The organism is Sporosarcina sp. JAI121 (assembly GCF_013408665.1).
Lineage (GTDB): Bacteria > Bacillota > Bacilli > Bacillales_A > Planococcaceae > Sporosarcina.
Window position 1 is genome coordinate 1,736,248 of the sequence record NZ_JACCCL010000001.1, and the last position, 26,881, is coordinate 1,763,128.

A 26,881-nucleotide genomic window follows, 5' to 3' on the forward strand; every position below is an offset into this window, starting at 1 on the left:
GTAAATAGTATAAACTATGTAAAGTGGTATGTACTTACTTGAAAAAATCTCATACCAATTTAATGGAGGGTATAAACAGTGAAAAAATTATTAGCAGCTTTACTTGTTCTCACGCTCTTAGTATCACCTATTGGAAACTATGTTTTCAATGACCATACGACAGCTGAGGCTAAACGTTACAAGTCGGGAAAGAAAAGTTTCAACACAACGAACGATAGTAAGTTTAATAATTCGAATATCCAAAAGAAGAAGGAAGACTCTACAACAGCAAATAAATCAACAACGACTACAAATAAAAAAGGTGGCTTCACGGCAGGCGGTCTTATGAAAGGGTTATTTATTGGTGGGATTGCTGGATTACTATTTGGTAGTTTATTTGCGAACATGGGCATGTTAGGATCCATTCTAGGCTTCGCCATAAACGCAATAGCAATCATCTTTTTAGTAGTGATCATTCGGAAAATCTTCGTCATGTTGAATGATAAAAAGAAAAAAGAAGATATAAATCCATGGAGAAATTAATGATTTTAGAGCAAGACATAATCAATGCAATTTGCGTTTTCCATTCCCGCAAAAAGTATGTAACCCCTGAAGAAGTAGAAGTGGAGCTCATGTACGACGATAATGAAGGGTTTTCCGCTGAAGCAGTTGTAAACGGGCAACTGCAAATTCTCAATACCGCTGACATAGTTGCAGCACTTCGTTTATGGATCGATGAATTTTTAAATATAGATCCTTTCGCTGCGGGAATAAAACTACTATTAGATGATGAAGAAGGTATAGTTGCAGCGGTTCATTGAGGCTGTTCTATGAAAATCAGTTAGTAGTTTCCACGCACCGAAAACAAATAAGTCCGGACAGAAAACACCGCCTGCATCAATTTTAGTACTTTGCTAAATTGATGCAGGCGGTGTTTATTTCACTTAATATAATTTTGCCCAAAAGGCTAAAAGTCGAATTTTCAGAACTGCTTTGAATTGACTGGGTGACTGTCACCCAGTCAATATCCTGACTCTTTTCTACTTTCCAAGTCTTCTCTCTCACACCAAACCCTCTCCGCTTATGCTATTATTAACAGGGTTCAAAAAAAGAGGTTCGAAAACTCCCTCTCTAAAAAACTAAGGAGATGTGTATATTGAAAAATGAAAAAGCGGTTGTCGTCTTTAGCGGCGGCCAGGACAGTACGACATGCCTATTTTGGGCATTGAAGAATTTCCGTGAGGTTGCGACGGTGACGTTTGACTATGGTCAGCGTCATTCGAAGGAAATCGAGTGTGCTAGACAAATTGCAGATGAGCTTGGGGTATCGTTCAAAGTGCTGGATATGAATTTGATTAACCAGCTATCGGCGAATGCCTTAACACGGGATGATATTGAGGTGAATGAAGTAGAAGGTGAATTGCCGTCGACTTTCGTCCCAGGTAGGAATCATCTATTCCTTTCATTTGCGGCAGTTTATGCAGATGCGATTGGAGCTCGGCACTTGATCACAGGTGTGAGTGAAACGGATTTCAGCGGATATCCCGATTGCCGAGATAATTTTATAAAGTCGTTGAATGTGACACTGAATTTAGCGATGGACGGACGGTTCGTCATCCATACTCCTTTGATGTGGCTAGATAAGTCCGAAGTTTGGGCAATGGCAGATGATCTTGATGCCCTCGACTTTGTACGAGACAAGACACTTACTTGCTACAACGGAATTCCGAGTACAGGTTGCGGGGAATGCCCTGCCTGTGTGTTACGGAATGATGGACTCACTGCTTATTTATCAAAAAAGTCTGTAGGTGTCTCTGAATGATGCAGCAATTTTATCCGCAAGTTCAGCATTCGTATCGTTTTGAATTAAATAAGGATATGCATTTTTCTGCAGCGCATTTCATTCCAAGCGAAGATGCTGGAAAATGCCAAGTGATGCATGGGCATACGTATCATATAAATATAACAATTGGAGGTAATGAGCTGGATTCAATCGGTTTTCTGATTGATTTTAAGGAGCTCAAAAACCTTATACATGATAAATATGATCATTCTGTGCTGAATGACCATCCTGAATTTAAGAATAATTTCCCGACGACTGAGAAATTGGCGGAACAGATTTGCAAATCAGTGCAGGAAGTACTTCTGATGAGAAGCAATAAGCCGGTATGTCTACAAGTCATTGTCCGAGAAACGCCGACCAGCTATGTCATCTATCGTCCCGAACAGGAGGCTGTCTTATGAAAATTCCTGTGATGGAAGTATTCGGCCCAACGATTCAAGGAGAAGGCGCTGTTATGGGATTGAAAACGATGTTTGTTCGGACGGCCGGGTGTGACTATTCATGCTCTTGGTGCGATTCTAGTTTTACGTGGGATGGTTCGGGAAAAAGTACCTTGAAACAACCGAATGAAATCATAGATGAACTGAAAGCAATTGGCGGACAGGCATTTTCACATGTCACGATTTCAGGTGGGAACCCCGCACTTCATAAAGGTATCGGGGAACTAGTCGATCTATGCCATGAACAAGGATGGAAAGTCGCGGTCGAAACGCAAGCTTCCTTTTGGCAAGACTGGTTGTTGAAAATCGATGACATCACGTTATCTCCAAAACCACCTAGCTCTGAGATGACAACAGATTTCAACAAATTGGATTCATTTTTGGAAAAGCTGATTGATACGGATGCCAGTCTGAAAGTCGTCATTTTTGATAAAGAGGATTTCAAATTTGCAGAAGAGATTCATCTACGTTATCCGGCGTTCCCTTTCTTTCTACAGACGGGAAATGATGATACGACGACTACCGATGATGCACTTCTCGTATCGACCTTACTGAAACGATATGAGTGGCTAATTGATTTGACTATCAAGTCTCCTATTATGAATGATGTCAAAGTGTTACCACAGTTACATACACTTATCTGGGGAAACAAACGCGGTGTTTAGTACGAATAGGAGTTTAAGTTTCAAATCAAAAATATCCCCCACCATGTTATAACGACGAGGTGGGGGATATTTTCATATACAACGCAATGCCATAATTGATAGAAATATAGACTCCATTCCTGTTTACTCTTCAGAAGGACGTGTCTGTTGTGTAGCCAGTGTATCCCAGAAACTAATTTCCTTGTTTTCGATAGAACGATCTGCTATCGCACGGACCGTTGCATCAAGTGTCGTGATTGTCTGCTTAATCAAGTATCCGTTACTTTTCTGTCCAAGGATAGCAGACTCAGCATAGTGATCCGACATGCCGCGCATCTCAAACAGAAGTGTGGAAATACCATATTCCACTGCAATTCCATTGCGGCTAATCGTTTCTGCTGAACCTCCATTATATTTGCCGAGATGGCCCCAGCCCGTTGAATCGACTGCATCAAACACAACCGCACCAAGTTGTTTTGATTTCAGCAATACATCCGGACTGACATTCGGTGTTGTCGGGTATAGAATGGAGCCCGACACTAACTCTCCATCACGCTCACTTTGGGAACCTTGGTGGTGCAAATCAATCATATAGTCAATATCGTAAGCACGCATTACTTTGTCATGAAGCGCTTTCGTTTCGGGTTGAATTTTCGTTACATGATCCCGGTTCAAATCAACTCCCAGCGCATTGTAACGAGTTAAATTGCGTCCTCCGCTAGCGATGTAATCATCTAGGGAAAAGTCGACATCTCCCATTGCGCCATCAGCATTGAGCATTGGAACAATCAAGATATTCACTCCGTCAATGACACCTTTCATTTTGCCTGTACCGAGATGTTTGATGAACTCAAGCGTCCCTTCTGTCGTCAGCTGCTCGTTTCCGTGTTGCTGTGTAAGAAAAAGAATCGTTGGATTTTCAGGATTCTTCATGTACTTAACAAGATATAAATCCCGTCCTTTACGGTTTGACCGATTATTTCAAGTTCCATGTCTTTTTGTTTTGCTTCCTGCTTCTTTAGATTTTCCACCATTTCGTCATACGTGTGTAGAATAAATGTATTTATTGTTTCATTACCTCCATAGTTGGGACCGTTTCCAACAGCTTCTGCAACAGGCGATGCGAACGGTGATGCGCTAAGTACCATTGCCCCGGCAAGTGACAATGCGAGTATCGATTTTTTCATTCTATTATCTCCCTTTCATAACGTCATATTGTTTATGGTAATAACTTTTCAGTTCAATTCGCAGGTCTGTTGGACGTCAATGGGATTTTCTCGTAAGCTTGAGGGTTCAAATTTTCGACTGTGCCATCTGCAACTGCCTGAATAATACCGGTAAGACCCCTTTCAACGGCTTTTACGAGCTGCCCTTTTTTCTTCTGCCCCATCGTCTGCGTCTGCCCAGCTACTTCAAAGAGTACTGTGCCGCTGCCGTTCAGAGCGAATGTGCCCAATGCCGTCCCAGGAAGGTCGAGCCCCTGCGAATATAGCGTAATATTCTTGAACGGTGAATTGCCGTATGACTGTAATTCATTATAGGCAGCAAGGTTCAATTGTCTTGAGTAATCATAGTTGTATGCATCTTTATACTTCGCATATTTTGTACCCGCCGCAGTATTCGGGTCCGGAACAAATTGTGCAGACAAGGATAATGTTACTTCGTCGGCAGTGCCTTCGACGTAATACATTCCTTGATGATGAAGGTCGACAAAGACATCTACTTTTCCATACTCCTCTTGTAATGATTTATATACATCGCGGACGGTTTGTGCCTCAGGTGTGATGAACCACCCCGGTGAACTTGAGTTTCCTGGAAAGTCTTTTGCTTTGGGGACATAATTCAGATCAGGATTGAAGTCACGGTTCACGTCAAAGCCCGGATTTTTACTATAGTCGTACATTTGGCTGATGCCGCGGTTCACATAGTTCCAAGCCGGAGCTGCATCACTTAACTGCGGGAAGTTGACAAGCATTTCATCCCAAGTCATATCATTCCGTCTTTTGTCCATTTCTGACGCATCGGGGTTCATCTTCGGCAAGAAGACAAGCGTTACTTCATCACAGATTTTCTTTGATTCAGGTGAATTATTGGACCCGATTTACCTAAGCAAATTAAGGATTGCTTCAGTTCCAGTCTTTTCATTTCCGTGAATTTCACTCTCAATCAAGATAACTTTCTTGCCTGTTCCAACGGTCGCTTTGTAAATATCCCGACCCCTATTGGATTGACCGACGACTTCCACTACGACATTCCCATTGCTCAATTTCTTAATTTGCTGAAGCATTCTTTGCATCTCACCATAATCCGTGAATCCCGAGACTGAATTTTCATGATGCCATTCTTGATTGTCCGGTTTTTCCGCCGCATGTGCAGGCAAAGCGAGACTTGCGCACAGCGTCAAAATGCCAACCGCGCTTGTGAATTTCTTCTTCATAAATCGAACACTCCCCTATTTCTTTTAGTCAAATCAATTACTTTCGTTATGGTAAACATGTGGATCCTTACTATCAATTCCCACTCATTTCCCGATCAAATTATAAACAGAAGAACCGACAAGATTTCCGGCTTCTTTAAGCCTTTCCCTACTGACATGTTCAATGGTGTCTTGCGGGCTATGATAGTAAGGCTCCAAGTTGGCTGTGCCTGGTTCACGACGAATGAAGTTCACTGCTGCAATTCCTACATCATGGAATGAAACATGATCGGATGAACCTCTTTGATAAAGAACTAACTTTGATGGTGTGGCGATTCTTGCCGCTGTCTCAGCAGCTGTCTGTGAAACTAGATTCGACTTGCCATCAACCGTGTTCATATAAATCGCTGTAGCATTTTCCCACGAAGTTCCAACCATATCCATGTTAAAATTTCCAATGCTTCGACCGATTTCATCAGCGGTCAGTTGGCTGACATAATAACGGGAACCGACCAATCCGATTTCTTCAGCACCTACAAATGCAAATCTCAATTCCTTTTCGATTGGATAACTTTTTAATACACGCGCGATTTCCAATGCTACTGCCGTCCCTGAAGCATTGTCGCTAGCACCCGGCGCGAAAGGAACACTATCGTAATGTGCGGATACATGTAAAATATCATGTTTACCACTCTTTTTCGGAGAACGCTTTGCAATAATGTTTTGCGAAGTCATATTCCCTATATGCTTCACATTTAGTGTGACTGTCTCAGTTTTCAACAACACCTCTTCCCGTAAAGCTTCACCGCTTAATTTCGTGATTCCACCTACTGGAATTGGCGCATTTTCTCCAATTGATGGATTCAAAGGGCTAGCCTGATCAATATTGTTGTAAATTAGCACAGCAACTGCACCAGCTGCATAGGCATTCTCAACTTTCTGCTGGAATGTTAATTCACCCCTTAAAATTAACGCGATTTTCCCAGCGGATTCCGTATTGAAATCAGTGGGATAGCCCAATCCCGCATCATAAAGCCGAGCTGCCAATCCCTCATCAGCTGTAGCGGCTGAACCTGCCGGAATGGTAACCAGCACTTCATCACCATTAGCAGTTCGTAAATGTCCAATCGTTTTGTCCGGAATACCGAATTCCTGAACCTCAACTTCATATCCATAAGATAGAAGACGTTCCTTAATAAATTTCGCTGTGTATTTTTCTTCCTCGGTTCCCGTCACACGTGGACCAATCGTTTCACTTAAAAAATACGCGTCTTTATACATTTTTTCAGTACTAATTCGAGCAATTACCTTTTGATCGAAAGCGGCCTTGCTTTGCCTATTTTCCGCTGTTGCAACGGCAATCCCCGGCTCGAATACTCGTCCAGGCAATACATAAAAGCTCGATGTAACAAGTAGGCTAGATAGCATGACTATCCTAAACTTCTTTTTCATCTTCATTCATCCATACTCCTATTACCTGAAAATTTAATCTACTCACAAGACTAATTATTCCAGTTGCCACTTACCAATCCCTTCCCGAAAAACGAAAACAGTTATAACCGCATACCTTTTAACGAAAGAAGAGTTCATAAGGTTTACACATCAGCGCATGTACTTTGAACTACTTTTAGTCACTTTTCTTCTTTCTTCACTAATGAATAAATAGAACTATAAGTTGATATCAAGAATTCCTTCAAATCCACTTCTGCGATAGGTGATGCCCCGACTAAAGTCTGACTGCCACGTTTCAGATATATGAATTGTGTATAAGCTTTAAATTTAGGATTAGATGAAACGACAAACAACTACATGTCAAATCTCTTTAATTGTTATTCAATTTTAAACTGTCCTCACGCTTCAAGTTGGGTCCCGTTTTGCGTACAAAAATTATGTAATTCTACTTGAATTATCAACGAAATAATACATAGTTGACTCACATATTAAAAGAAGTATTCTTATGTTGACATATTCTAAATAGTAATTATATACTAAATGAGTAAACTTTTATATTTTTATAGTTAACTAAGGGAGGAGCATCTACAAGAATGACAGAATCTAGTTATAAATTAAGAATGATGATTATATCAGCGCTATTTGCAGCTATCATCGGTGTTTTCGCACAAGTCACAATTCCATTGCCACTTGTACCAATTACGGGACAGACACTTGCAATCGGACTTGCAGCGACAATCCTAGGAGCAAGATATGGAATATTATCTGTCTTGCTGTATCTATTCATGGGCGCAATTGGTATACCAGTCTTTGCACAGATGTCTGGCGGACTGGGAAGCTTATTCGGCCCTACTGGCGGTTTTTTATTCGGATTCCTTCCCACTGCATTTACCATCGGCTATTTTCTTGAAAAAGCAGGGTTTACGCTTAAAAATGCAATCATTGCAAACGTTATCGGGATGTTTGTGGCGTTATCGTTCGGTACAGCCTGGTTAAAGTTCTTCGCAAATCTTACATGGACTGCAGCATTTGCAGGTGGTTTTGCACCATTTATCCTAGTCGGACTCATTAAAGCTACACTTGCGGCATGGGCAGGTATTACCGTTCGAAATCGGTTGAAATCAACAATACTTTTAACTGCATGGAGTGCCCAGGTAAAATAACAAGAGCCGCATTCTACACACTCTCGCCCGAAAACAGTTTCTTCTTTGGTGATTATAGGGCTGATTAATCTCCGAGTATTTTCGCCGATTGGGGTTATTATTATTAACTTTGAACAATTTTTCTGATACAAGTTTTTCGCGATTTCCGTTGAATTTATACAAAAAGTCAGCCAGTGATTATAAATGGCTGACTTTTCGTATTTCAACAATCTTATCCAATTTGTTTTTGATACTTCATAACAATCCCCACGAAAGTCTTTGCGATCATTTCCATAGCGGGTTCATGAAAATCGAATCTTTCATGATGATGCGGCACCACTTTTTCTTCATCTTCCATTTTCGCTCCGACAAAGAAATAGGCGCCTGGGACTTTTTGCAGATAGTAGGAAAAGTCTTCGACAGGCATTATTGGTTGCGTTTCCACAACGGCATCTGTTCCAAATGCATCCGATGCAGCCTCGCGAACGATATCCATTTGTGCTGGATGATTCCATAACGCATCATAGCCCTTTTCAATTTCCACGTCTACATCACACCCGAGACCCAAGCCAACCGATTGTGCAAGTTTTGTAAGACGTTGACTCGCAAGTATACGTAGGTCTTCATCAAAGACACGGATCGTCCCCTCCATAACTGCTTTTTTCGGAATGACATTATCCGCATCGCCAGCATGAAACTTTCCAATTGAAATAACGAGTTCTTTCAATGGATCCGTGTTGCGGCTCACAATAGATTGCAGTGCCACCATAATATGACTCGCCGCTAATATCGGGTCTGCCCCTTTTTGTGGTTCTGCTCCATGTGCCCCTGAGCCGTTCACGGTAATTTTGATTGTATCTTCGCTAGCCTGTAAATAACCATCACGTACATAAACGTGTCCTGAATCCATATTTGACTGAAGATGAGCACCATAAATCACATCGACGCCCTCCAAACAACCATCTGCAATCATCGCTCTTGACCCTCCCGGCGGTAGTTCTTCTCCGAACTGATGGATGAGAACTATGTTTCCTTCCAGTTGGTCCTTCACTGAATTCATCGCTCTTGCAAAACCGAGTAATGCTGCTGTATGACCATCATGTCCGCAAGCGTGCATGACACCTGGAACGGTTGATAGATAAGGAGCATCTTTCGCATCTTGGATAGGCAGTGCATCAAAATCTGCACGGAAAGCGATTGTATTCCCTGGTTTTTCTCCGCGGATTATACCAACGACACCTCTCCCTCCGACCTTTTCCCTTACTTCTATTCCTATTCCCTTCAAATAATTCGTGATAAATGCAGGAGTTTCAACCTCCTGATGCGATAATTCCGGTTGCATATGCAAATGACGACGCACATGAATCATTTCTTCCAAGCATTCCTCTACTTCATTAAATAGCGTATCTTTCAACATTAAATAGTCCCCTTTCTATCAATTCACTTCTGCATAATATTCCATTTTCCTGTTCTGTATGTATTCATTTATAGCAAAGACGGGTAATTTCCCTGCGTTTTGGCTCCGCATTGCATGATTATACTTAAAAGTGCATTTTATAATTTTCGACATCGTGAATAGTAGTATTACGCGGTTTATGAAATGAACAATTTTTATATTGTCAATATTCCGATAGTGTTGTATATTTTATTTACAAGTAAATACTTATTCAATTATGAATACAGGCACATTTAGGGAAGGTGGTCGTATGACAGGTTTTTTCTTACATCCAAATTCCAAAGAAGAAATTATCGATTCTTTCGATGAGGATATCATTGTTACCAATCACTCAGGTTTTATCGTAAAAGCTTCAAAGATTAGTGGGAGGCATTATGGTATCCATGCAGAGGATTTACTTGGCAAATCGGTTTACGACCTGGAGAAAAAAGGGATTTTTTCTCCTGCCATTACCCCCATTGTACTTCAACAGAAAAAGAAAGTAGTCGTCATACAAACGACTCCATCCGGACAGAAAGCGCTTATTACGGGAATGCCTTTTTTTAACGAGTCAGGCGAAGTAGAATTCGTTTTGAGCTATTCATACGAAGTATCTGAACTTCTTGTTATCCAGGAATACATGAAGGGGCTCGAAAATGAAATGTCGTTAGCGAAAGAAGAGCTAGCACTGCTTCGAAAAGAAAATCTTGCGATCGATGGATTGGTGATTGAAAACAGATCAACGCGTATTGCTTATGAATCTGCCCGCAACGCGGCTACTCTTGACGTTTCTGTTGTCATCTATGGAGAAATAGGAACAGGAAAGTCGACAATGGCAAAGTTCATCCACAATGAAAGCTCCCGTAAAGAAGGGCCATTCATTGAAATCGATTGCGAAACAATACCTGAAGCAATGTTTGAACGTGAACTGGTGGGTGGGTTGTTCGAGGATAGAGAAACTGGCCTATTGACGTTATCACGCGGAGGCACCCTTTATTTAAAAGGAATTGATAAGTTGGCTCTCCATCTGCAAGTAAAGTTGATAAAGATATTGAAAGCATGTAAATACACACCTATTCATTCGGATTCAGAACGTGCACTTGATGTACGACTGATCAGCTCCTCGGAAGTCGGGCTATCTGAAGCTGTTTCTAATAAAAAGTTTCACCGGGATTTATATTATTTGCTTCATATTATTCCCATCCAATTAAAGCCTCTGCGTGAGCGGAAAGAAGATTTGAGTGCATTACTATCAACCTATTTACATCAGTTTACAACTATCTATAAATGCGAGAAAAAATTAACAGATGATTTATTCAATCAGTTACTGAATTTGGACTGGGACGGTAATCATAGCGAGCTGAAGAACGTAATGGAACGCCTTGTTGTTCAAAGTACGTCAAACGTTATTACGGCCAAGGACTTACCACCTGAATATCGCAAAGAAGCCACGGATGATCTATCTGTCATTCATCTTGAAGGCCGTACGCTTCCAAGTATTTTGGAAGATGTAGAAATGAAAGTGTTGAGAGACGCGCAAGAGCGATATCGGACAACGACCGAAATTGCAAAGTTCCTTGGAATTAGCCAGCCTTCTGTCGTTCGCAAGTTAAAAAAATATATAGAATTTGAGTAGGAGGTTGTACCGTGTCGCAAAATGTAAATGAAATACAGGATTGGCTACACATGGTCGATAATATCGGTAATTTTCTTGCGCCAAGTATGGCAAAAGACCATCCGAACTTACCTGTTGTAAAGGCGGAAGGCTGTTATTACTATGGTGCTGATGGTAAAAGGTATTTAGATTTCACGTCTGGTATTGCAGTCGAGAATGTCGGGCATCGTCATCCCAAAGTTGTTCAAGCGATAAAGGATAGTGCCGACCACCTGATACATGGACCTTCAGGAGTCATTATCTATGAATCAATCTTAAAACTTGCTGCGCAACTTCAATCTATTTTGCCGGATGGGCTAGACAATTTCTTTTTTGCAAACAGCGGAACGGAAGCAATTGAAGGCGCATTGAAACTTGCAAAATATACGTCAAGACGTCCTTATATCGTGTCGTTCACTGGATGCTTCCACGGACGTTCAATGGGTGCATTAAGTGTCACGACATCGAAGAGTAAATACCGGAAACATTTGCAGCCGACATGGCTTTCTTATCAGCTGCCCTTTGCTTTACCTGAATATCTGCCTGAAGGTGCGGATCCAGAAGACTTTTTCCCCGAAAAACTGGAGCAAGATGTGAAAAAACTATTCAACCATCAAGTTCATCCGGAAGAAGTCGCCTGTATGATCATTGAACCGGTTCTTGGCGAAGGCGGCTACATCATCCCTCCAAAAGCATGGCTTAAAAAAGTTCGTGAAATTTGTGACCGACACGGTATTCTTCTTATTTTCGATGAAGTCCAAACCGGATTCGGACGCACAGGTAATTGGTTCGCTGCACAGACATTCGATGTCAAACCGGACATCATGGCGATTGCTAAAGGAATTGCGGCAGGACTTCCGCTAAGTGCGACTGTCGCTTCCAAGGAACTGATGGACCAATGGCCGCTTGGCTCACATGGCACGACATTTGGTGGTAACCCTATTGCTTGCTCCGCTGCTCTCGCTTCACTTGAAGTGATGAAAGAAGAAAAGCTATTGGAAAACGCAACCGCAATGGGTGCCTACGCAAAAAAACGCTTGCTTGAAATGAAAGAAAATCACCCAATCATCACCGATATCAGAGGGGTTGGCTTGATGATCGGTATCGAGCTTGGCAATCCTGAAACAGGTGAACCGGATGGTGAAGCAGTAATGGCTGTACTAGATGGTTGTCTCCAAAAAGGTGTACTGTTCTACTTATGCGGTAACTCCGGCGAGGTTATCCGGATGATTCCCCCACTAACAATAACAAAAGAGCAGATTGATGAGGGATTGAATGTACTAGAGGAAGCTTTAACAGATTTTGAAAATAAAACCAATTAGAAATGGAGAGATTTTGAATGAAAAAGTGGTCAGGGATTGCACTTCTACTTGTTTTAATTATGAGCATTCTAGCAGCATGTGGAACGAATGATGAAGCGGATAGTGGAAAAACAGGAGCTTCAGATACGGAAGAAACGAAGACACTTAAGATGGGTACTTCTGCGGATTACCCCCCTTTCGAATATGTTGACACAGCAGTAAGTGATGAGATCATTGGCTTTGATATTGATTTGGCAAAAATGGTTGCCAAAGAACTAGGCTACACGTTAGAAATCGAGGACATGGATTTTAACGGCTTAATTCCTGCACTACAAGCAAAAAGTATTGATATGGTTGTTGCGGGTATGGACGGTAACAATGAAGATCGTAAAAAAGTAATTGACTTCTCAACACCCTATTTCACAGCTACAAATCTTGTAATCACGATGAAAAACAGCAACATCAATGGTGCGGAAGATCTTAAAGGTAAAAAAATTGGTGCACAAACAGCATCTGTTCAAGAAAAGGGTGCGAAATCACTTGAAGAACAATATGGGTACACAGTTGAAAGCCGTGACCGCGTTCCTGATCTTTTCCAAGAAATCAAATCTGGACATCTTGATGCAATCGTCGTTGCGGATGTTGTGGCAAACGGCTACATCGAGTCAAATAAGGACCTATCCAGTTTTGAACTTCCTGAAGAGCACAAATTAGGTTTATCAATGGCATTTCAAAAAGACAGCGCATTGACTGGTGAATTTGACCGTGTTCTCAAAGAATTACAAGACAAAGGCGAAGTAGAAAAATTAGTCTTAAAATGGTTCAGCAACTAATTCATTCGGGAGAGAGGATGTAGACCCATGAATTTAGACTTTACCCAGATTACTTCCTCGATTCCTTATATACTGCAAGGAATCGGGGTCACCCTAAAAATTGTCGGTGTTGCAGCTCTCATTGGTTTTGCTATCGGGATTTTGCTAGCATTGTGTAAAATTGGACGATTTAAAGGATTTAAATGGTTTGCGGACATCTACACGTCCATTTTCCGCGGAACGCCGTTAATTCTACAACTTCTTCTAATTTATTATGGTACACCGCAACTATTCGATATTAAAGTCAGCGCCTATACTGCCGCTGTTCTGGCATTCGGTTTTAATTCGGGTGCGTATATTTCGGAAATCATCCGAGCCGGTATTTTAGCAGTAGATCGAGGGCAACTGGAAGCTTCAATGGCCCTTGGCATCCCTTATAAGAAAATGATGAAAGACATTGTTTTACCGCAAGCTTTGAAAAATATCCTACCCGCCTTGATGAATGAATTCATCACGTTAACGAAGGAATCAGCAATTGTTACAGTAATTGGTGTAACCGATATTATGAGAAGATCGTATATCGTGGGCGGCAATACTTATCGCTATTTCGAATCCTTAATTTTCGCGGGTGTAATTTATTATCTGATGGTAATCGTGTTAACACTGATTGGTAAAGCGGTTGAAAGGAGGATGAGAAGAAGTGATTAAAATCCAGGACCTCCGTAAAAGTTTCAAGAATATCGAAGTTTTAAAAGGTATTTCAACCACTATTCAAAAAGGCGAAATTATAGCGATTATCGGACCTTCAGGTTCTGGGAAATCAACATTTCTTCGTTGTATTAATCTCCTTGAGACCCCTTCTGGCGGACAGATATGGGTGAATGAAAATGAAGTTACAAATCCTAAAGTGAATATCATGAAAGTTAGAGAACAAGTGGGAATGGTATTCCAACAGTTTAATCTCTTCCCACATAAAACTGTTCTTGAAAATATAATCTATGCGCCGATGATGGTGAAAGGTATTTCCAAAAGTGAAGCAGAAACAAAGGGACGCGATTTGCTGAAAAAAGTGGGACTTTCCGAAAAGGAAAATGAACATCCCGTTCGTTTATCCGGCGGACAAAAACAGCGGGTAGCCATTGCACGAGCTTTGGCGATGTCCCCTGAAATGATGCTATTTGATGAACCGACTTCCGCCCTTGATCCCGAAATGGTTAAGGAAGTACTGGAGGTCATTAAATCGTTAGCGTTAACAGGAATGACAATGGCTATCGTGACGCACGAAATGGGCTTTGCCAGAGAAGTCGCTGATCGCGTGTTATTTTTGGACGATGGTCAATTAGTCGAAGATGCCGCCCCTGCCGAGTTTTTCTCTTCTCCGAAAAGTAAGCGAGCACAAGACTTTTTGGAGAAAATCCTGTAAAAGATATACAATTCAAAATCCAGCGTCCCAGACGATTGAAACCGTCGGGATGCTGGATTTTTTGCTTCAACAGATAAGTTTACGAATTGAAGTCGGCCTACTCGTAGTGTGTGGTAGGTGGAGCGTAGTTGAAGGATATCTCCGCTTAACTATCGAGGTTTGAGAACCAGTTTGAAATAGGTTAACAGAAATAGCAGCCTTCAGAATTTATCGGGTTTTTCAACCTTGATTGAACTCATCTCTCCTCACTTCTTACAAAACGTCAACAGTAAAGGAGTGCTGTCAATTAGTTTATCAACGAGAGTGACATGGGCATAACCATTGCCGAGCTTTCCCTTTACAAACGTCTCACTACCACAGACTTTATAAGGTTGTTTGTTTGTCAACTTACCCCCTTTTTTCACCTCAAAAAATTCATGAAAAAAATTATATAATTACTATACGAGTACATGGTAAATAGGTTACAATATTTCAGGAAATAAATATGGGTCTACCGTTTTTTCTCGCTCATCTGCATCATTCAATTTTTCCAAATTGGTCTTTAACTATCTAATTCGTCGTACATTGATTAATGCCCTATTTTTTCATGACACGTAAAAATAATTATATTGACTAAATTAAAATCGTGCTATAATTAGGTTTGTTTTCACATGAAAGGCGTGATGTTAAGGTTGGAAAATAAGCTGAAGCTATACGGCTTTAACAACCTCACCAAGACCCTTAGCTTCAACATCTATGATGTTTGCTATGCGAAAAGTGAGCGGGAACAAAGTGAATATATAGCTTATATTGACGAACAATATAACTCTGATAGATTGACAACAATCCTCTATAACGTCACGGAAATTATTGGTGCGCATGTATTGAATGTCAGCAAGCAGGATTATGATCCCCAGGGAGCAAGCGTAACCATTCTTATTTCAGAAGAAACCTTCCCTATTGTACAAATTGATGACTCATGTACTCAGGGCGAACTGAATATTTTCAAGACTCGGGAAACGATTGTTGGCCATTTAGATAAAAGTCATGTTACCGTGCATACTTATCCGGAGTATCATCCGGATAATTCAATCGCCACTTTCCGAGTGGATATCGATGTGTCGACGTGCGGTAAAATTTCGCCATTGAACGCACTTGATTATCTAATTGGAAGTTTCGATTCAGATATTATCACAACAGATTATCGAGTCCGTGGTTTCACTCGCAATATTGAGGGTAAAAAATTGTATATAGATCATTCTATTGAGTCCATTCGGGACTATATCGACAGCGATACGTTGCTGAAATATGATTGGAAAGACATAAATGTACACCAATCCAATATTTTTCATACAAAATTACTGATTAAGGACATAAACCTGCAGAACTATTTGTTCAATACAAATGTCTCCGAGCTGCCACTAAGTGAAAGGCTGGAAATCACGACGATGTTACGCAAAGAGATGACTGAAATATTCAATGGTTCTAATACGGATGAATGAAGGGTGAATACATGACACATCATTTGCAACAAAGGGCACCCATTATGGAAGCCTTAAATCAATATAAATCAATGCGCGTCGTCCCCTTCGATGTTCCCGGTCATAAACGTGGAAGGGGAAATCCGGAGTTAGCTACATTTTTGGGAGAGCAATGCCTGACGATGGATGTCAATTCCATGAAGCCATTAGATAATCTCTGCCACCCTGTTTCTATTATAAAAGAGGCAGAAGAATTAGCTGCCCAGGCATTTAATGCAAAGCACGCCTTTTTCATGGTCAATGGGACAACATCTGCAGTACAGGCTATGATAATGACTGCTTGCAAAGCCGGGGATAAAATCATAATGCCCCGCAACGTTCATCGCAGTGCAATTAATGCACTTATTTTAAGCGGAGCAGTTCCAGTCTACGTGAACCCAGGCGTACACAGTGAACTTGGAATTCCTTTGGGAATGTCTGTTAAGGATGTGGAACAAGCCATCCTAGAAAACACGGATGCCAAAGCAATTCTCATCAATAATCCAACTTATTACGGGATTTGCTCCAATCTGCAGGCTTTAACGGACCTTGCACACCGATACAATATGCTCGTCCTTGTAGATGAAGCACATGGTACACATTTTTATTTTGGTGATAATCTTCCTGCTTCTGCTATGTCAGTTGGTGCTGATATGGCATCCGTTAGTATGCATAAATCCGGCGGCTCATTGACACAAAGCTCATTTCTCTTGATTAATAATGAGGTCAGTGAAGGCTACACGCGACAAATTATCAATTTGACGCAAACGACAAGCGGTTCCTATTTACTGCTTTCTTCTTTGGATATTTCAAGAAGAAGTTTGGCGCTTAACGGTAAAGAGATTTTTCGAAAAGTAGCTGAAATGGCACAATATACAAGGAATGAAATCAATAAAATAGGCGGTTACTATGCGTATTCAAAAGAACTACTGAATGGAGATACGATTTTCGATTTTGATGTAACAAAGCTTTCCGTGGATACCCGTGAAGTTGGTCTTGCCGGGATTGAAGTTTACGACATTCTTCGGGATGAGTATGATATTCAAATCGAGTTTGGCGATATCGGCAATATCTTGGCCTATATCTCAGTCGGCGACAGACATCTGGATCTGGAACGTTTAGTAGCAGCGCTAGCTGAAATCAAACGCCGTTATTCCAAGGATAAAAGTCGGATTTATATCCATGAATACATCAGTCCTCAAGTAGCTTATACTCCACAAGAGGCTTTTTATGCGCCTAAGCAAAAGTTGCCTATTTCAGAAAGCGCGGGATATGTTTCCAGTGAATTCGTCATGTGCTACCCGCCAGGCATTCCAATTCTAGCTCCAGGCGAACGAATTACTAAAGAGATTCTTGATTTCATTGATTACTCCAAGGTAAAAGGATGTTTCTTAACGGGGACTGAGGACAGCAACATTGAACATATTAATGTGTTGAAGGAGCTCATGGAATGAATTTATGGTATACAGAAAAACATTCGCCGAATGTCCGGTTTTCATTAAAAGTGGAAGAGCACCTTTTCACCGGTAAAAGTGATTTCCAAAAAATCGATATTTTGCAAACGTCGGAGTTTGGTCGAGTTCTTACACTTGACGGACTCGTGATGTTGACCGAAAAGGATGAATTTATTTATCATGAGATGATTACACATGTGGCACTAGCAACCAATCCGTCTATAAAAAAAGTGTTGGTCATCGGGGCTGGTGATGGCGGAACAATCCGTGAGTTGACTGCTTATGCGACAATTGAACAAATTGATATGGTTGAAATTGATGAAATGGTTGTCGATGTCTGCAGGGAATATTTGCCGCAGACCGCTTCAAAGTTAGCTGATCCAAGGGTTAATCTATACTTCGAGGATGGGCTGAAATTTGTTCGTAGAATTGAAAATGAATATGATTTGATTATTGTAGACTCTACAGATCCATTCGGTCCGGGCGAGGGACTATTTACAAAAGAATTTTATGGCAACTGTTACAAAGCGCTGACAGATGACGGTATTCTAGTCAATCAGCATGAAAGTCCATTTTACGCTGAAGATGCACTCGGCATGAGGAAGGCACATCAAAAAATTGTAGGGTTCTTCCCCGTTTGCAAAGTATATCAATTTCATATGCCGACTTACCCTTCCGGCCATTGGCTTTTCGGCTTTGCATCTAAGAAGTTCGACCCTACTCAAGATTTGGATGCAGCTTCATGGAATGAACTTAACTTGAAAACGAAGTATTACAATACGGATATTCATGTAGGTTCATTTGCCCTTCCAAACTATGTAAAGGAGCAATTAAAAGATGTTGAATAGAAATGTTGAAACGTTTATTGGCTGTGACAATGGGTACGACGAATCCAAAATTGTCATTTTTGGAGCACCCTTTGACTCTACGACCTCTTTTCGCCCTGGTACACGCTTTGCCAGTAAAGCAATGCGCGGTGAATCGTTTGGAATTGAAACGTACAGCCCCTATCAGGATAAAGACTTAGAGGATATCGCAGTCTTTGACGGCGGCGATTTAGAATTGAGCTTCGGCAATACCTCAAGAGCATTGGGGCAAATAGAGGATTTTACGGATCAATTGCTGAGAGACGGCAAAATCCCCTGTATGATTGGTGGAGAACATCTAGTCACTCTTGGAGCAGTGAGAGCTGTTGCTAAAAATTATCCTGACTTGCATGTGATTCAATTTGATGCTCATGCAGATTTACGTCAGGATTATCTAGGTGAAATCCTATCGCATGCCACTGTCATTCACAGAGTATGGGATTTGCTTGGAGACGATAAAATATTCCAATTTGGTATCCGCTCTGGAGACCGCAGTGAATTCCAATGGGGACAAGAACATGTATTTACGAACAAGTTCAACTTTAACGGTTTAGAAGAAGTCGTAGAAAAGCTTAAAGGTAAACCAGTTTATTTAACAATTGACCTGGATGTATTGGACCCTTCTGTTTTTCCCGGAACAGGTACACCTGAGGCCGGTGGGGTTAGCTTTATGGAATTACTAAATGCCATATTAACAGTAAGTGGCCTTAACATTATCGCTTGTGACGTAAACGAGCTTTCGCCGATCTATGATCAAAGTGGTGTTTCTACAGCTGTCGCATGTAAAGTACTGAGAGAATTGTTGTTAGCAATTAAAACTGACTAAGATGAAGTATTATTCTCGGTGCATAAACTTAGTGGAGGCGCCCTTCAGTGCCGAAGCGAATTAGTAGGAAATCTTTTATTATATAATTAAAAAATATATTATAGGTGGGTGTTCATTATGGGAAAAGCTTTAATTATTGGTGCTGGTGGAGTCGCAGGAGTAGTTGCTCATAAATGTTGTCAGGTTCCTGACGTGTTCGAGGAAATTTGTATCGCAAGTCGTACCGTTTCAAAATGTGATGCTTTGAAGGAAAAATTGGATGGTGAGCGCACTAAAATTCAAACGGCTCAAGTAGATGCGGATAATGTGGAAGAATTGGTCGAACTCATCAATCGGTTCCAACCGGATATCGTCATTAACGTAGCGTTGCCGTACCAAGATCTAACGATTATGGATGCATGCCTTGCAACTGGTGTTGACTATGTCGATACAGCAAACTACGAGCCTCTGGACGAAGCTAAGTTTGAATACAGCTGGCAATGGGCCTACAGGGAACGTTTTGAAAAAGCCGGTATCACTGCCCTGCTAGGAAGCGGCTTTGATCCGGGTGTTACAGGTGTCTTCTCTGCACATGCACTAAAACATCACTTCGATGAAATCCATACAATTGACATTGTAGATGCAAACGCTGGTGATCATGGCTATCCGTTCGCTACAAACTTCAATCCTGAAATTAACATCCGTGAGATAACAGCAAAAGGAAGCTACTTTGAAAATGGTGAGTTCATCGAAACTGAACCTTTATCAATTAAACGTGTGTATAATCTTCCTGAAATCGGACCAAAAGATGTTTATTTGTTACATCATGAGGAACTGGAATCTCTTGCACTCAATATTAAAGGTATCAAAAAAATTCGTTTCTGGATGACATTCTCAGAGAACTATTTGAACCATTTAAAAGTGCTTGAAAACGTTGGCATGACTTCTATTGAACCAATACTATTCGATGGAAAAGAAATAGCTCCCCTACAATTTTTAAAAGCTGTTTTACCGGATCCAGCTTCACTGGGACCTAGAACAAAAGGAAAAACGAATATCGGCTGTATTTTCCAAGGTATCAAAGACGGCAAAGAAAAAACATATTACGTCTACAATGTTTGTGATCATCAAGAATGTTATGCAGAAGTTGGTTCACAAGCGATTTCATACACAACAGGTGTTCCAGCTATGATTGGTGCAATGCTTGTTATGACTGGTAAATGGAAGAATCCTGGCGTACACAATATCGAAGAATTCAATCCAGATCCATTCATGGAAGCACTTAACAAATACGGTCTGCCGTGGCAAGAAAGCTTCAATCCTGAACTGATTGACTGAGGAGGATTAGAAATTGAACGTTGATTTGAATATACTACCCTCCCCCTGCTATGTAGTAGATGAAGGGCTGCTTATTAAAAACTTGGAGAAATTGAAGTCTGTTGTTGATCGGACGGACTGTAAGATTCTACTAGCTCAAAAAGGATTTTCGATGTTTTCCGTTTATCCGTTAATCGGAAATTATTTAAATGGGGTAACGTCCAGTTCCGTACACGAAGCGAGACTGGGCTATGAAGAAATGGGCAAAGAAGTTCACACTTACGCCCCTGCTTTTTCTGAAAATGAGATTGATGAAATTCTTTCTTATTCAGATCACATTGTCTTTAATTCTTTTCAACAATATAAGCAATTCAAAGAAAAAATTAAAAATCATCCAAAACAAATAGACGTTGGACTACGCATTAACCCTGAGTACTCTGAAATTGAAGTAGATATGTACAACCCATGCTTTTCACATTCCAGATTCGGTGTTACGCTTGAAAATTTTGAAGCGGATCAACTCGAAGGAATCGATGGATTACATTTCCATACAATGTGCGAGCAAAACTCAGACACATTGGAGCGCACTGTACAAGTTGTCGATGAGAAGTTCGGGAAATACATTAAAAACATGAAATGGATTAACTTCGGCGGTGGACATCATATCACGAGAGCCGATTATGATATCGAAACACTTATCCGTTCGATACTGTTTATGAAGGATAAATACGATGTTCAAGTATATTTGGAACCTGGTGAAGCTGTAGCACTGAATACCGGCTATCTTGTTGCAACTGTTTTGGACACTCTCCACAACGGAATGCCAATTGCCATTTTAGATACTTCTGCAGCATGTCACATGCCAGATGTACTGGAAATGCCTTATCGTCCAGAAATCATTGGTGCAGGAATGTCAAACGAGAAAGCTTATACTTATCGATTTGGGGGGCCGACTTGTCTTGCCGGTGATGTAATTGGTGATTATTCATTTGATCAGCCATTAACGCCCGGCGACAAGCTTGTCTTTTGTGACATGGGGCACTACTCAATGGTAAAAAACAATACCTTTAATGGAGTTAACTTACCTTCTATCGTCTTAAATTCTGTTAACGATGGTATTAAAGTGATTAAACAATTTGGGTATGAAGATTTTAAAAACCGTTTGTCTTAACTTCAGATTTTCCATCTTTCAGAGCCAGCAACTTTTTCGGGTCAACCCGTCTAATTTGCTGGCTTTTGCGATGCTTGTTTTTCAATAGTTCTTGCTAAATTGTAGGCGCCAGCTAAATGTATTAAAAAATGCCAGTTCCTTATTAAAGGAAGCCGGCACATTAAATAAAGATCTATCATCCTATCGGAAATTCGACAGACATCTAAAATGAATTTTCTTTAAAATATTCCCCTGTGCCTTTAAGTAATTTGTTCGCTCTGCTCAGTAAGAAGCTTATGGTATAAATTCAAATCATTGTTATATAAATTCATGTAAGTTGCTAAACTATGTGCTTTCACCTTATCAAAGTTTTCCGGTTCAACAATTCTGTACAGCCTGTTGAGTTCTTCAGCATTCGTCCAAGCTGTTTCTTCAAAAGTGATATCCGATACATGTTCTTCGATGATCATTGCAAGCAAATTACTATTATTGTACTGTTCGCGTAAAGTATGATTTCTCTTCATCTTGAAAACTTCCATCGTTCTGGGAAGTGAATCCAAAAGAGCTTCTCGATCCACCGAATGACCCAACTCATGTAATGTAAATATCTTGATATATGTTTCCAATGAAATCTGTATTTCCAATTCTCTTCTAGCTTCTTGCAACCGTCTTACATCAAACCCAACATAATTACGGATAAAGTTGTAACTCATGTTCACCCCAGTACGTTGCTGCTTGAGTTCAATGTCTATACCAACCGTTTTCATGGTTGAACGGATTAATTGTTTTATCCGTTTTTCTCTACTTCTTTCTTTCATTTATTCCCCTTGCTCTCTTTTTGAAATTTTATCCAACTTCATTAATATAAAATAATAACAATACTTTTTCAATTTATTAGTCCTTTTGCTTTTACCACTAAAGAGAGCCGACACTTTCATTAATAATCTACCACATTTTCAGGAACTGCTTAGTACTATTTCGTCCTTTTTCCATAAGGGCCATTTTGGTCTCTTCATCCAAATCAAACTGGGTTGCGCTATAACCATCTACCGGAATGAAAATAATATCTTTTTCATGCTTCCGGGAGATATACTTTTCATCATGTGCATTTTTCATGGTTGAAAATAGCGCCTCGAATAATTCCAGTGCGTTGTCGATTTTGTGAGCCGGCATTTCGTCTTGGCTATGACTAAGCTTCAGCCCCAGGACTGGACGTTGTTTTTTCCCGGATTCATCGTCAAATATCCATAATGGAAAGTTACTTAACACTCCCCCATCCACTATAATTGTCTCACCGGAACCGTCTTTCAATTTTACTGGTTCAAAGAAGAATGGTATCCCACAACTCATACGAATTGCACGGGCAATAGGAAATGCCTGTGCTGATATTCCATATTGTTCTAAATCGTCGGGTAAAACAAGCATCCTGCCGTTCGTTAAATCGGATGCAATGAGCTTCAAGGAACCCGATGGTAAATCAGAAAATGTATATATGCCTTTTGCAGCTAGCTTTTCCATGAACCAGCTCTCCAAAGCTATCCCTTGATACAAACCAAGACGCCAATAAAGATTAAGCCATTTCATAAATGGCATTGGAAATAGTGTCCTTCGCGGATCTAAAAGAGAGGATACATCCAAATCATCCAACAAAACTTCAATTTCTTTAGCCGTATATCCCGCAGCTATGAAGCTTGCAAGAATGGAACCGGCACTTGTTCCGGCAACACGCTTAAATTGATAGCCTTTTTCCTCCAATACTTGGTATGCCCCCACAAGCGCGAATCCTTTCAAACCTCCTCCTGAAAACACTCCGTCTATCCACATTAGTAATCTCCCTCACTTTCATCCCTCTTCACACTGTAAGAATAACGGAAGGCGATTAGAACGAATGTATGGGAAAAGGTGCGAAAAAAGGAGTAATATTTAAGGATATGGTCGGTGCGAATAGTCAATTGATCAGTCATTTTATGGATATGATCGCTTTGGCCCGCTATATGATCGTTCGCTATTTCGAAAAAATTTATCCATACAAAAAAAAGAAGAAAAGACAAATATCTCTTCTTCTAATCACTATTTTCAACATACTTCCAGTTCAGCGGTTTTTCTGCTGACAATTTCTTGGATTTCTGAACCGTCCATTGTTTCTTTTTTCATTAATTCTTCTACTAATCGATCAAATTCGGATGCGTAGTCGTGAATGATACTTTCTGTTTTACGAAGCGCGTCTTCGAAAAGTGTCTGCATCTTCGCTTCTTTCTCACCCTTATTGAAAGTTAATGTGAAACCGCTTTGCAACAATCCTGTGTCGACCATCCGCTCAATAATTTCTTTCGCCTGCTGAACATCCCCGCTTACACCGATACTATGCTCGCCGAGATATATGCGTTCGGCTACTCCACCGGCAAGGATCATGCTGACTTGATCCAGCAATTCACTATACGTTGACAAGTGGAGCTCTTTTTGAATAGGCGCGACATATCCAAGTGCCTGACCTCGCGGAATTATCGTCGCTTTCCTTACTGAACCGGGCTTTGTTACTGCAGCTAGCAGTGCATGACCGGATTCATGAATTGCCACTCTTCTTTTAGTTTCGGGGTCATTCATTGAACGAGATGCGCTTCCAAGAATGGTGCGGTCAATTGCAAAATCAAGGTCACTTTTATCAATTTGTTCGCGTCCATCGCGAATTGCCCTTCTACTGGCTGTTTTGAAGAGGGAACTTAGTTCTGCACCTGAAAATCCGGACGTACTTTCAGCTAGTACATCCAACGAGGCAAAGACTTCATCAGCCAACAGTTTGCCACGCGTGTGGATATCGATAATTTCCCTTCTTCCCGTCGTATCAGGCAGCGGCACTTGGAAAGAATAATCGATTCTACCTGGACGAAGGAATGCATCATCCAACATGTCTTTTCGGTTCGTTGCTGCAATGAAGAGGACGCCATCGTTATTATTTCCACCATCCAGCTGAACAAGAAGTTCCGTTAATGTTTTTTCCGCTTCTTCCCCGCCATGGGTTTTGCGTTTACCCGCAAGTGCATCGACTTCATCAATAAAAATGACTGCCGGTCGCTGCTTTCTTGCATTTTCAAACAAAGAACGAACGCGGGAGGCACCGACACCGACAAATAATTCAGTGAAAGCTGATCCGCTGGATGAATAGAACGTCGCACCTATTTCGCGTGCAATGGCTTGTGCGAGCAATGTTTTTCCAGTTCCAGGGGGCCCATATAAAAGAATTCCTTTCGGTGGCTGAATACCAACCTGTACCGAACGTTTCGGGTCCTTCACAATGGATAAAGTCTGTAAAATCTCTTCCTTCATTTCTTCTGGAAGTCCTCCGATATCTTGCAAAGTAATATTTGGCAAAGGTGTTGCTTTTGAAGCGCTATTTTTCATGGAAGATGCTCCGACGCCAATCTTCCCTTTTTTATGAAGGATGAACAATGTAATGAGTGACGCGATGAACAATCCCCAAAGGATTAGGCCACCAATAGAGCTTTGAGAAGAATATTTATATGAAACATTGTATTTTTCAACCAATTGTTCAACCAGTTGGCTTTCTGGACGAACTTGGGTCGTGTATAGACCGTCTTTTGTTTTCAAGTACAATTTTCCATCTGACGTTTCTTTAAGTGAAACGGATTGATCTTTTTGAGCTTGGATTGTTTTTTCCATTTCCGAAAATGAAATTGCGGTTCCTTTATTTGCATCAAAGACATACCACCCTACACTTGCTCCTATTCCAGCGACTAAGAGGACGAGAATCACAATCTTTGTTGCAAACTTTGAAATAAACTTCAAGAATTCCACAACTCCTTCTAGAATATACTTCTATTATAAAGGGTTTAGGAGTAATAATATAGTGAAATTAATAGACTTTTTGTAGAAAGCGTGAACATTTTCCTTGTCAATTCAAACTTGCAGTACGTCGAAAAGGAAAGCTGTCCTGTTCATTTGGAAAGGAACTTGGATTTATCATTGAAACTTCCAGCACCATGTTTAGAAAAGATTTAATCGACCTATCATATGAAGAGCGTACCATGATTTCTATATGTGATTGGGCAAAGATGATACTAAGCATTTACATTTAAAGATGTGAACTAGAACTGCCAAATAGGGCATCCGACAAGTGTCAAAATTCCAGTGTTCAAACGTACATAATATTATCCCGGCTCAAGAAATTCTGACTGTCATTTCATCCACTTTTTAAGTAATTGAAACTTGAATATAAGAACATACGTCTGTATATGGTGCGTTTTTTTAGATGTCAATTACTGGAGGTAGTATAATGATACGTGCAGATAGAAAGAAAATGAAGAAACGTAAAAAATGGCCGTGGTTTGTTGCGGTGATTTTCCTTATAATTGGCGGCCTCGCTTTTAATGTCTACTTAGACTTGACGTCAACATTGAAAGGGATGTATAAACCGATTGAACGGGAGCTATCCGGGAAACGCGAAGAAAAAATCGTGCTTAAGAAACAGGATCCATTTTCAGTGCTCGTGTTGGGTGTGGATGAACGGGAAGGCGATAAAGGCCGTTCGGACACTATGATTGTAATGGCAGTCAATCCTAGATTGAAAATGACGAAGATGGTCAGCATTCCAAGGGATACGTATACAGAAATTGTCGGTCATGGCACGCAGGATAAGCTGAACCATGCATATGCATTCGGCGGCATTCAAATGTCGATGGATTCGGTAGAAAATTTATTCGATATTCCGATAGATTATGTCGTAGAAGTAAATATGGAAGGTTTCCAAACAATTGTAGATGCGGTCGGTGGCGTCAAGGTCAACAATCCATTTGATTTTACGCAGGATTCCATTCATTTCAAAGCTGGTGAAATTACGTTAACCGGCAAAGAAGCTTTATCGTATGTACGTATGCGCAAAGAGGACCCGAACGGCGACTTTGGTCGTCAAGACCGGCAAAAGCAAGTGATTGAAGGCGTGTTGCATGAAGGGACATCCATTAAGAGCTTGCTTAATTACCGTACTGTATTCAATTCCTTGGGTGACAATGTGAGAACGAATATGACGTTTGATGAAATGGTTGATGTCCAGAAGAACTACCGGGAAGCTGCTGGAAAAGTGGAACAGATGCATTTTGAAAAAGGTCTGGGCAAACGTCTGAACGGTGGAATTTGGTATTATATGATGGACGAAAAAGAATTAGAACAGATGAAATCTACGTTAAAACAACATTTGGAATTGAATGGAGCCGTGGAGGAGTAAATCTCCACGG

23 protein-coding genes, 2 pseudogenes and 1 riboswitch are annotated in these 26,881 nt (G+C 40.8%); of the genes and pseudogenes, 18 read left to right on the forward strand and 7 right to left on the reverse strand.

All coding sequences use genetic code 11. The annotated features are described in order from the left end of the window. Positions 1–78: 78 nt before the first annotated feature. From HDC33_RS08135 to queE, 5 genes are all read left to right on the forward strand, one after another. Positions 79–522 (forward strand): hypothetical protein, encoded by a 444-nt coding sequence (locus HDC33_RS08135; RefSeq protein WP_179391959.1) that lies wholly within the window; start codon positions 79–81, stop codon positions 520–522. Continuing rightward, entirely contained in the window at positions 510–800 is a 291-nt protein-coding gene (locus tag HDC33_RS08140) for a YxcD family protein (RefSeq protein ID WP_179391960.1), read from the forward strand. The genes HDC33_RS08135 and HDC33_RS08140 overlap by 13 nt, the downstream gene beginning before the upstream one ends. Positions 801–1,084: 284 nt before the next feature. Next, a riboswitch (PreQ1 riboswitch) is annotated at positions 1,085–1,128 on the forward strand. Positions 1,129–1,135: 7 nt separating this feature from the next. Then, positions 1,136–1,801 (forward strand): 7-cyano-7-deazaguanine synthase QueC, encoded by a 666-nt coding sequence (gene queC / locus HDC33_RS08145; RefSeq protein ID WP_179391961.1) that lies wholly within the window; start codon positions 1,136–1,138, stop codon positions 1,799–1,801. Beyond that, positions 1,798–2,223, forward strand: a complete 426-nt coding sequence (gene queD / locus HDC33_RS08150) for a 6-carboxytetrahydropterin synthase QueD (RefSeq protein WP_179391962.1) — start codon at positions 1,798–1,800, stop codon at positions 2,221–2,223. The genes queC and queD overlap by 4 nt, the downstream gene beginning before the upstream one ends. Next, the gene (queE, locus tag HDC33_RS08155) at positions 2,220–2,927 is read left to right on the forward strand and encodes a 7-carboxy-7-deazaguanine synthase QueE (protein ID WP_179391963.1); all 708 of its coding nucleotides are present in this window, start codon (positions 2,220–2,222) and stop codon (positions 2,925–2,927) included. Before queD ends, queE begins: the two co-directional genes overlap by 4 nt. Positions 2,928–3,050: 123 nt before the next feature. On the opposite strand, the pseudogene HDC33_RS08160 reads toward queE, so the two are convergent. The 3 genes and pseudogenes from HDC33_RS08160 to HDC33_RS08170 all read right to left on the reverse strand — a co-directional run bounded on the left by HDC33_RS08160 (position 3,051) and on the right by HDC33_RS08170 (position 6,780). Further along, positions 3,051–4,093: pseudogene (locus HDC33_RS08160) on the reverse strand (M14 family zinc carboxypeptidase). A 53-nt stretch (positions 4,094–4,146) separates the two neighbouring features. Continuing rightward, a pseudogene (locus tag HDC33_RS08165) lies at positions 4,147–5,343 on the reverse strand (M14 family zinc carboxypeptidase). An 84-nt stretch (positions 5,344–5,427) separates the two neighbouring features. Continuing rightward, positions 5,428–6,780, reverse strand: a complete 1,353-nt coding sequence (locus HDC33_RS08170) for a M20/M25/M40 family metallo-hydrolase (RefSeq protein ID WP_179391964.1) — start codon at positions 6,778–6,780, stop codon at positions 5,428–5,430. Between the two features lie 587 nt (positions 6,781–7,367). On the opposite strand from HDC33_RS08170, the gene HDC33_RS08175 reads away from it, so the two are divergent. Next, the gene (locus HDC33_RS08175; RefSeq protein ID WP_179391965.1) at positions 7,368–7,937 is read left to right on the forward strand and encodes a biotin transporter BioY; all 570 of its coding nucleotides are present in this window, start codon (positions 7,368–7,370) and stop codon (positions 7,935–7,937) included. A gap of 211 nt (positions 7,938–8,148) precedes the next feature. Here the strand turns inward: HDC33_RS08175 and HDC33_RS08180 are convergent, their stop codons facing one another. After that, positions 8,149–9,333, reverse strand: coding sequence for a M20 metallopeptidase family protein (locus tag HDC33_RS08180; RefSeq protein WP_179391966.1), 1,185 nt, complete (start codon positions 9,331–9,333; stop codon positions 8,149–8,151). A gap of 289 nt (positions 9,334–9,622) precedes the next feature. Between HDC33_RS08180 and HDC33_RS08185 the strand changes: the two genes are divergently transcribed. From HDC33_RS08185 to nspC, 11 genes are all read left to right on the forward strand, one after another. Continuing rightward, positions 9,623–10,987: a sigma 54-interacting transcriptional regulator gene (locus HDC33_RS08185; protein ID WP_179391967.1), complete on the forward strand. Its 1,365-nt coding sequence runs from the start codon at positions 9,623–9,625 to the stop codon at positions 10,985–10,987. 11 nt (positions 10,988–10,998) lie between these two features. Continuing rightward, the gene (locus HDC33_RS08190; protein WP_370457424.1) at positions 10,999–12,327 is read left to right on the forward strand and encodes an aspartate aminotransferase family protein; all 1,329 of its coding nucleotides are present in this window, start codon (positions 10,999–11,001) and stop codon (positions 12,325–12,327) included. A gap of 17 nt (positions 12,328–12,344) precedes the next feature. Then, positions 12,345–13,139 carry a transporter substrate-binding domain-containing protein gene (locus HDC33_RS08195; RefSeq protein WP_179391968.1) on the forward strand — a complete coding sequence of 265 codons (795 nt, stop codon included), beginning with the start codon at positions 12,345–12,347 and terminating at the stop codon, positions 13,137–13,139. 27 nt (positions 13,140–13,166) lie between these two features. Next, positions 13,167–13,826 (forward strand): amino acid ABC transporter permease, encoded by a 660-nt coding sequence (locus HDC33_RS08200; protein WP_179391969.1) that lies wholly within the window; start codon positions 13,167–13,169, stop codon positions 13,824–13,826. Beyond that, complete coding sequence (locus HDC33_RS08205; protein WP_179391970.1) at positions 13,819–14,541, forward strand: amino acid ABC transporter ATP-binding protein; 723 nt, start codon at positions 13,819–13,821, stop codon at positions 14,539–14,541. Before HDC33_RS08200 ends, HDC33_RS08205 begins: the two co-directional genes overlap by 8 nt. A 650-nt stretch (positions 14,542–15,191) precedes the next feature. Then, positions 15,192–16,022: an adenosylmethionine decarboxylase gene (speD, locus tag HDC33_RS08210; RefSeq protein WP_255457322.1), complete on the forward strand. Its 831-nt coding sequence runs from the start codon at positions 15,192–15,194 to the stop codon at positions 16,020–16,022. A 44-nt stretch (positions 16,023–16,066) separates the two neighbouring features. Further along, entirely contained in the window at positions 16,067–17,494 is a 1,428-nt protein-coding gene (locus tag HDC33_RS08215; protein WP_255457323.1) for an aminotransferase class I/II-fold pyridoxal phosphate-dependent enzyme, read from the forward strand. Then, entirely contained in the window at positions 17,491–18,342 is an 852-nt protein-coding gene (speE, locus tag HDC33_RS08220) for a polyamine aminopropyltransferase (RefSeq protein ID WP_179391972.1), read from the forward strand. Before HDC33_RS08215 ends, speE begins: the two co-directional genes overlap by 4 nt. Continuing rightward, entirely contained in the window at positions 18,332–19,186 is an 855-nt protein-coding gene (speB, locus tag HDC33_RS08225; RefSeq protein WP_218843180.1) for an agmatinase, read from the forward strand. The genes speE and speB overlap by 11 nt, the downstream gene beginning before the upstream one ends. A gap of 117 nt (positions 19,187–19,303) precedes the next feature. Beyond that, positions 19,304–20,503, forward strand: coding sequence for a saccharopine dehydrogenase family protein (locus tag HDC33_RS08230; protein WP_179391973.1), 1,200 nt, complete (start codon positions 19,304–19,306; stop codon positions 20,501–20,503). A 13-nt stretch (positions 20,504–20,516) separates the two neighbouring features. Beyond that, complete coding sequence (gene nspC, locus HDC33_RS08235) at positions 20,517–21,653, forward strand: carboxynorspermidine decarboxylase (RefSeq protein ID WP_179391974.1); 1,137 nt, start codon at positions 20,517–20,519, stop codon at positions 21,651–21,653. Positions 21,654–21,892: 239 nt separating this feature from the next. Here the strand turns inward: nspC and HDC33_RS08240 are convergent, their stop codons facing one another. From HDC33_RS08240 to HDC33_RS08250, 3 genes are all read right to left on the reverse strand, one after another. Then, positions 21,893–22,450, reverse strand: coding sequence for an integrase (locus tag HDC33_RS08240; protein WP_179391975.1), 558 nt, complete (start codon positions 22,448–22,450; stop codon positions 21,893–21,895). Positions 22,451–22,577: 127 nt separating this feature from the next. Next, positions 22,578–23,456 (reverse strand): patatin-like phospholipase family protein, encoded by an 879-nt coding sequence (locus HDC33_RS08245; RefSeq protein ID WP_179391976.1) that lies wholly within the window; start codon positions 23,454–23,456, stop codon positions 22,578–22,580. Between the two features lie 252 nt (positions 23,457–23,708). Continuing rightward, on the reverse strand, positions 23,709–25,436 hold the full coding sequence (locus HDC33_RS08250) for an AAA family ATPase (protein ID WP_179391977.1): 1,728 nt from the start codon (positions 25,434–25,436) through the stop codon (positions 23,709–23,711). 487 nt (positions 25,437–25,923) lie between these two features. On the opposite strand from HDC33_RS08250, the gene HDC33_RS08255 reads away from it, so the two are divergent. Further along, positions 25,924–26,871, forward strand: coding sequence for an LCP family glycopolymer transferase (locus HDC33_RS08255; protein ID WP_179391978.1), 948 nt, complete (start codon positions 25,924–25,926; stop codon positions 26,869–26,871). Positions 26,872–26,881 lie beyond the last annotated feature (10 nt).

What these genes read in the sequence shown, in the direction of transcription:
- HDC33_RS08140 (WP_179391960.1), top strand. Translation starts at nt 510, where the DNA reads ATGGAGAAATTAATGATTTTAGAGCAAGACATAATCAATGCAATTTGC.
- queD (WP_179391962.1), top strand. Translation starts at nt 1,798, where the DNA reads ATGATGCAGCAATTTTATCCGCAAGTTCAGCATTCGTATCGTTTTGAA.
- queE (WP_179391963.1), top strand. Translation starts at nt 2,220, where the DNA reads ATGAAAATTCCTGTGATGGAAGTATTCGGCCCAACGATTCAAGGAGAA.
- HDC33_RS08170 (WP_179391964.1), bottom strand. Translation starts at nt 6,780, where the DNA reads ATGAAGATGAAAAAGAAGTTTAGGATAGTCATGCTATCTAGCCTACTT.
- HDC33_RS08175 (WP_179391965.1), top strand. Translation starts at nt 7,368, where the DNA reads ATGACAGAATCTAGTTATAAATTAAGAATGATGATTATATCAGCGCTA.
- HDC33_RS08180 (WP_179391966.1), bottom strand. Translation starts at nt 9,333, where the DNA reads ATGTTGAAAGATACGCTATTTAATGAAGTAGAGGAATGCTTGGAAGAA.
- HDC33_RS08185 (WP_179391967.1), top strand. Translation starts at nt 9,623, where the DNA reads ATGACAGGTTTTTTCTTACATCCAAATTCCAAAGAAGAAATTATCGAT.
- HDC33_RS08195 (WP_179391968.1), top strand. Translation starts at nt 12,345, where the DNA reads ATGAAAAAGTGGTCAGGGATTGCACTTCTACTTGTTTTAATTATGAGC.
- HDC33_RS08200 (WP_179391969.1), top strand. Translation starts at nt 13,167, where the DNA reads ATGAATTTAGACTTTACCCAGATTACTTCCTCGATTCCTTATATACTG.
- speD (WP_255457322.1), top strand. Translation starts at nt 15,192, where the DNA reads ATGAAAGGCGTGATGTTAAGGTTGGAAAATAAGCTGAAGCTATACGGC.
- HDC33_RS08215 (WP_255457323.1), top strand. Translation starts at nt 16,067, where the DNA reads ATGGAAGCCTTAAATCAATATAAATCAATGCGCGTCGTCCCCTTCGAT.
- speE (WP_179391972.1), top strand. Translation starts at nt 17,491, where the DNA reads ATGAATTTATGGTATACAGAAAAACATTCGCCGAATGTCCGGTTTTCA.
- speB (WP_218843180.1), top strand. Translation starts at nt 18,332, where the DNA reads ATGTTGAATAGAAATGTTGAAACGTTTATTGGCTGTGACAATGGGTAC.
- HDC33_RS08230 (WP_179391973.1), top strand. Translation starts at nt 19,304, where the DNA reads ATGGGAAAAGCTTTAATTATTGGTGCTGGTGGAGTCGCAGGAGTAGTT.
- HDC33_RS08240 (WP_179391975.1), bottom strand. Translation starts at nt 22,450, where the DNA reads ATGAAAGAAAGAAGTAGAGAAAAACGGATAAAACAATTAATCCGTTCA.
- HDC33_RS08245 (WP_179391976.1), bottom strand. Translation starts at nt 23,456, where the DNA reads ATGTGGATAGACGGAGTGTTTTCAGGAGGAGGTTTGAAAGGATTCGCG.
- HDC33_RS08255 (WP_179391978.1), top strand. Translation starts at nt 25,924, where the DNA reads ATGATACGTGCAGATAGAAAGAAAATGAAGAAACGTAAAAAATGGCCG.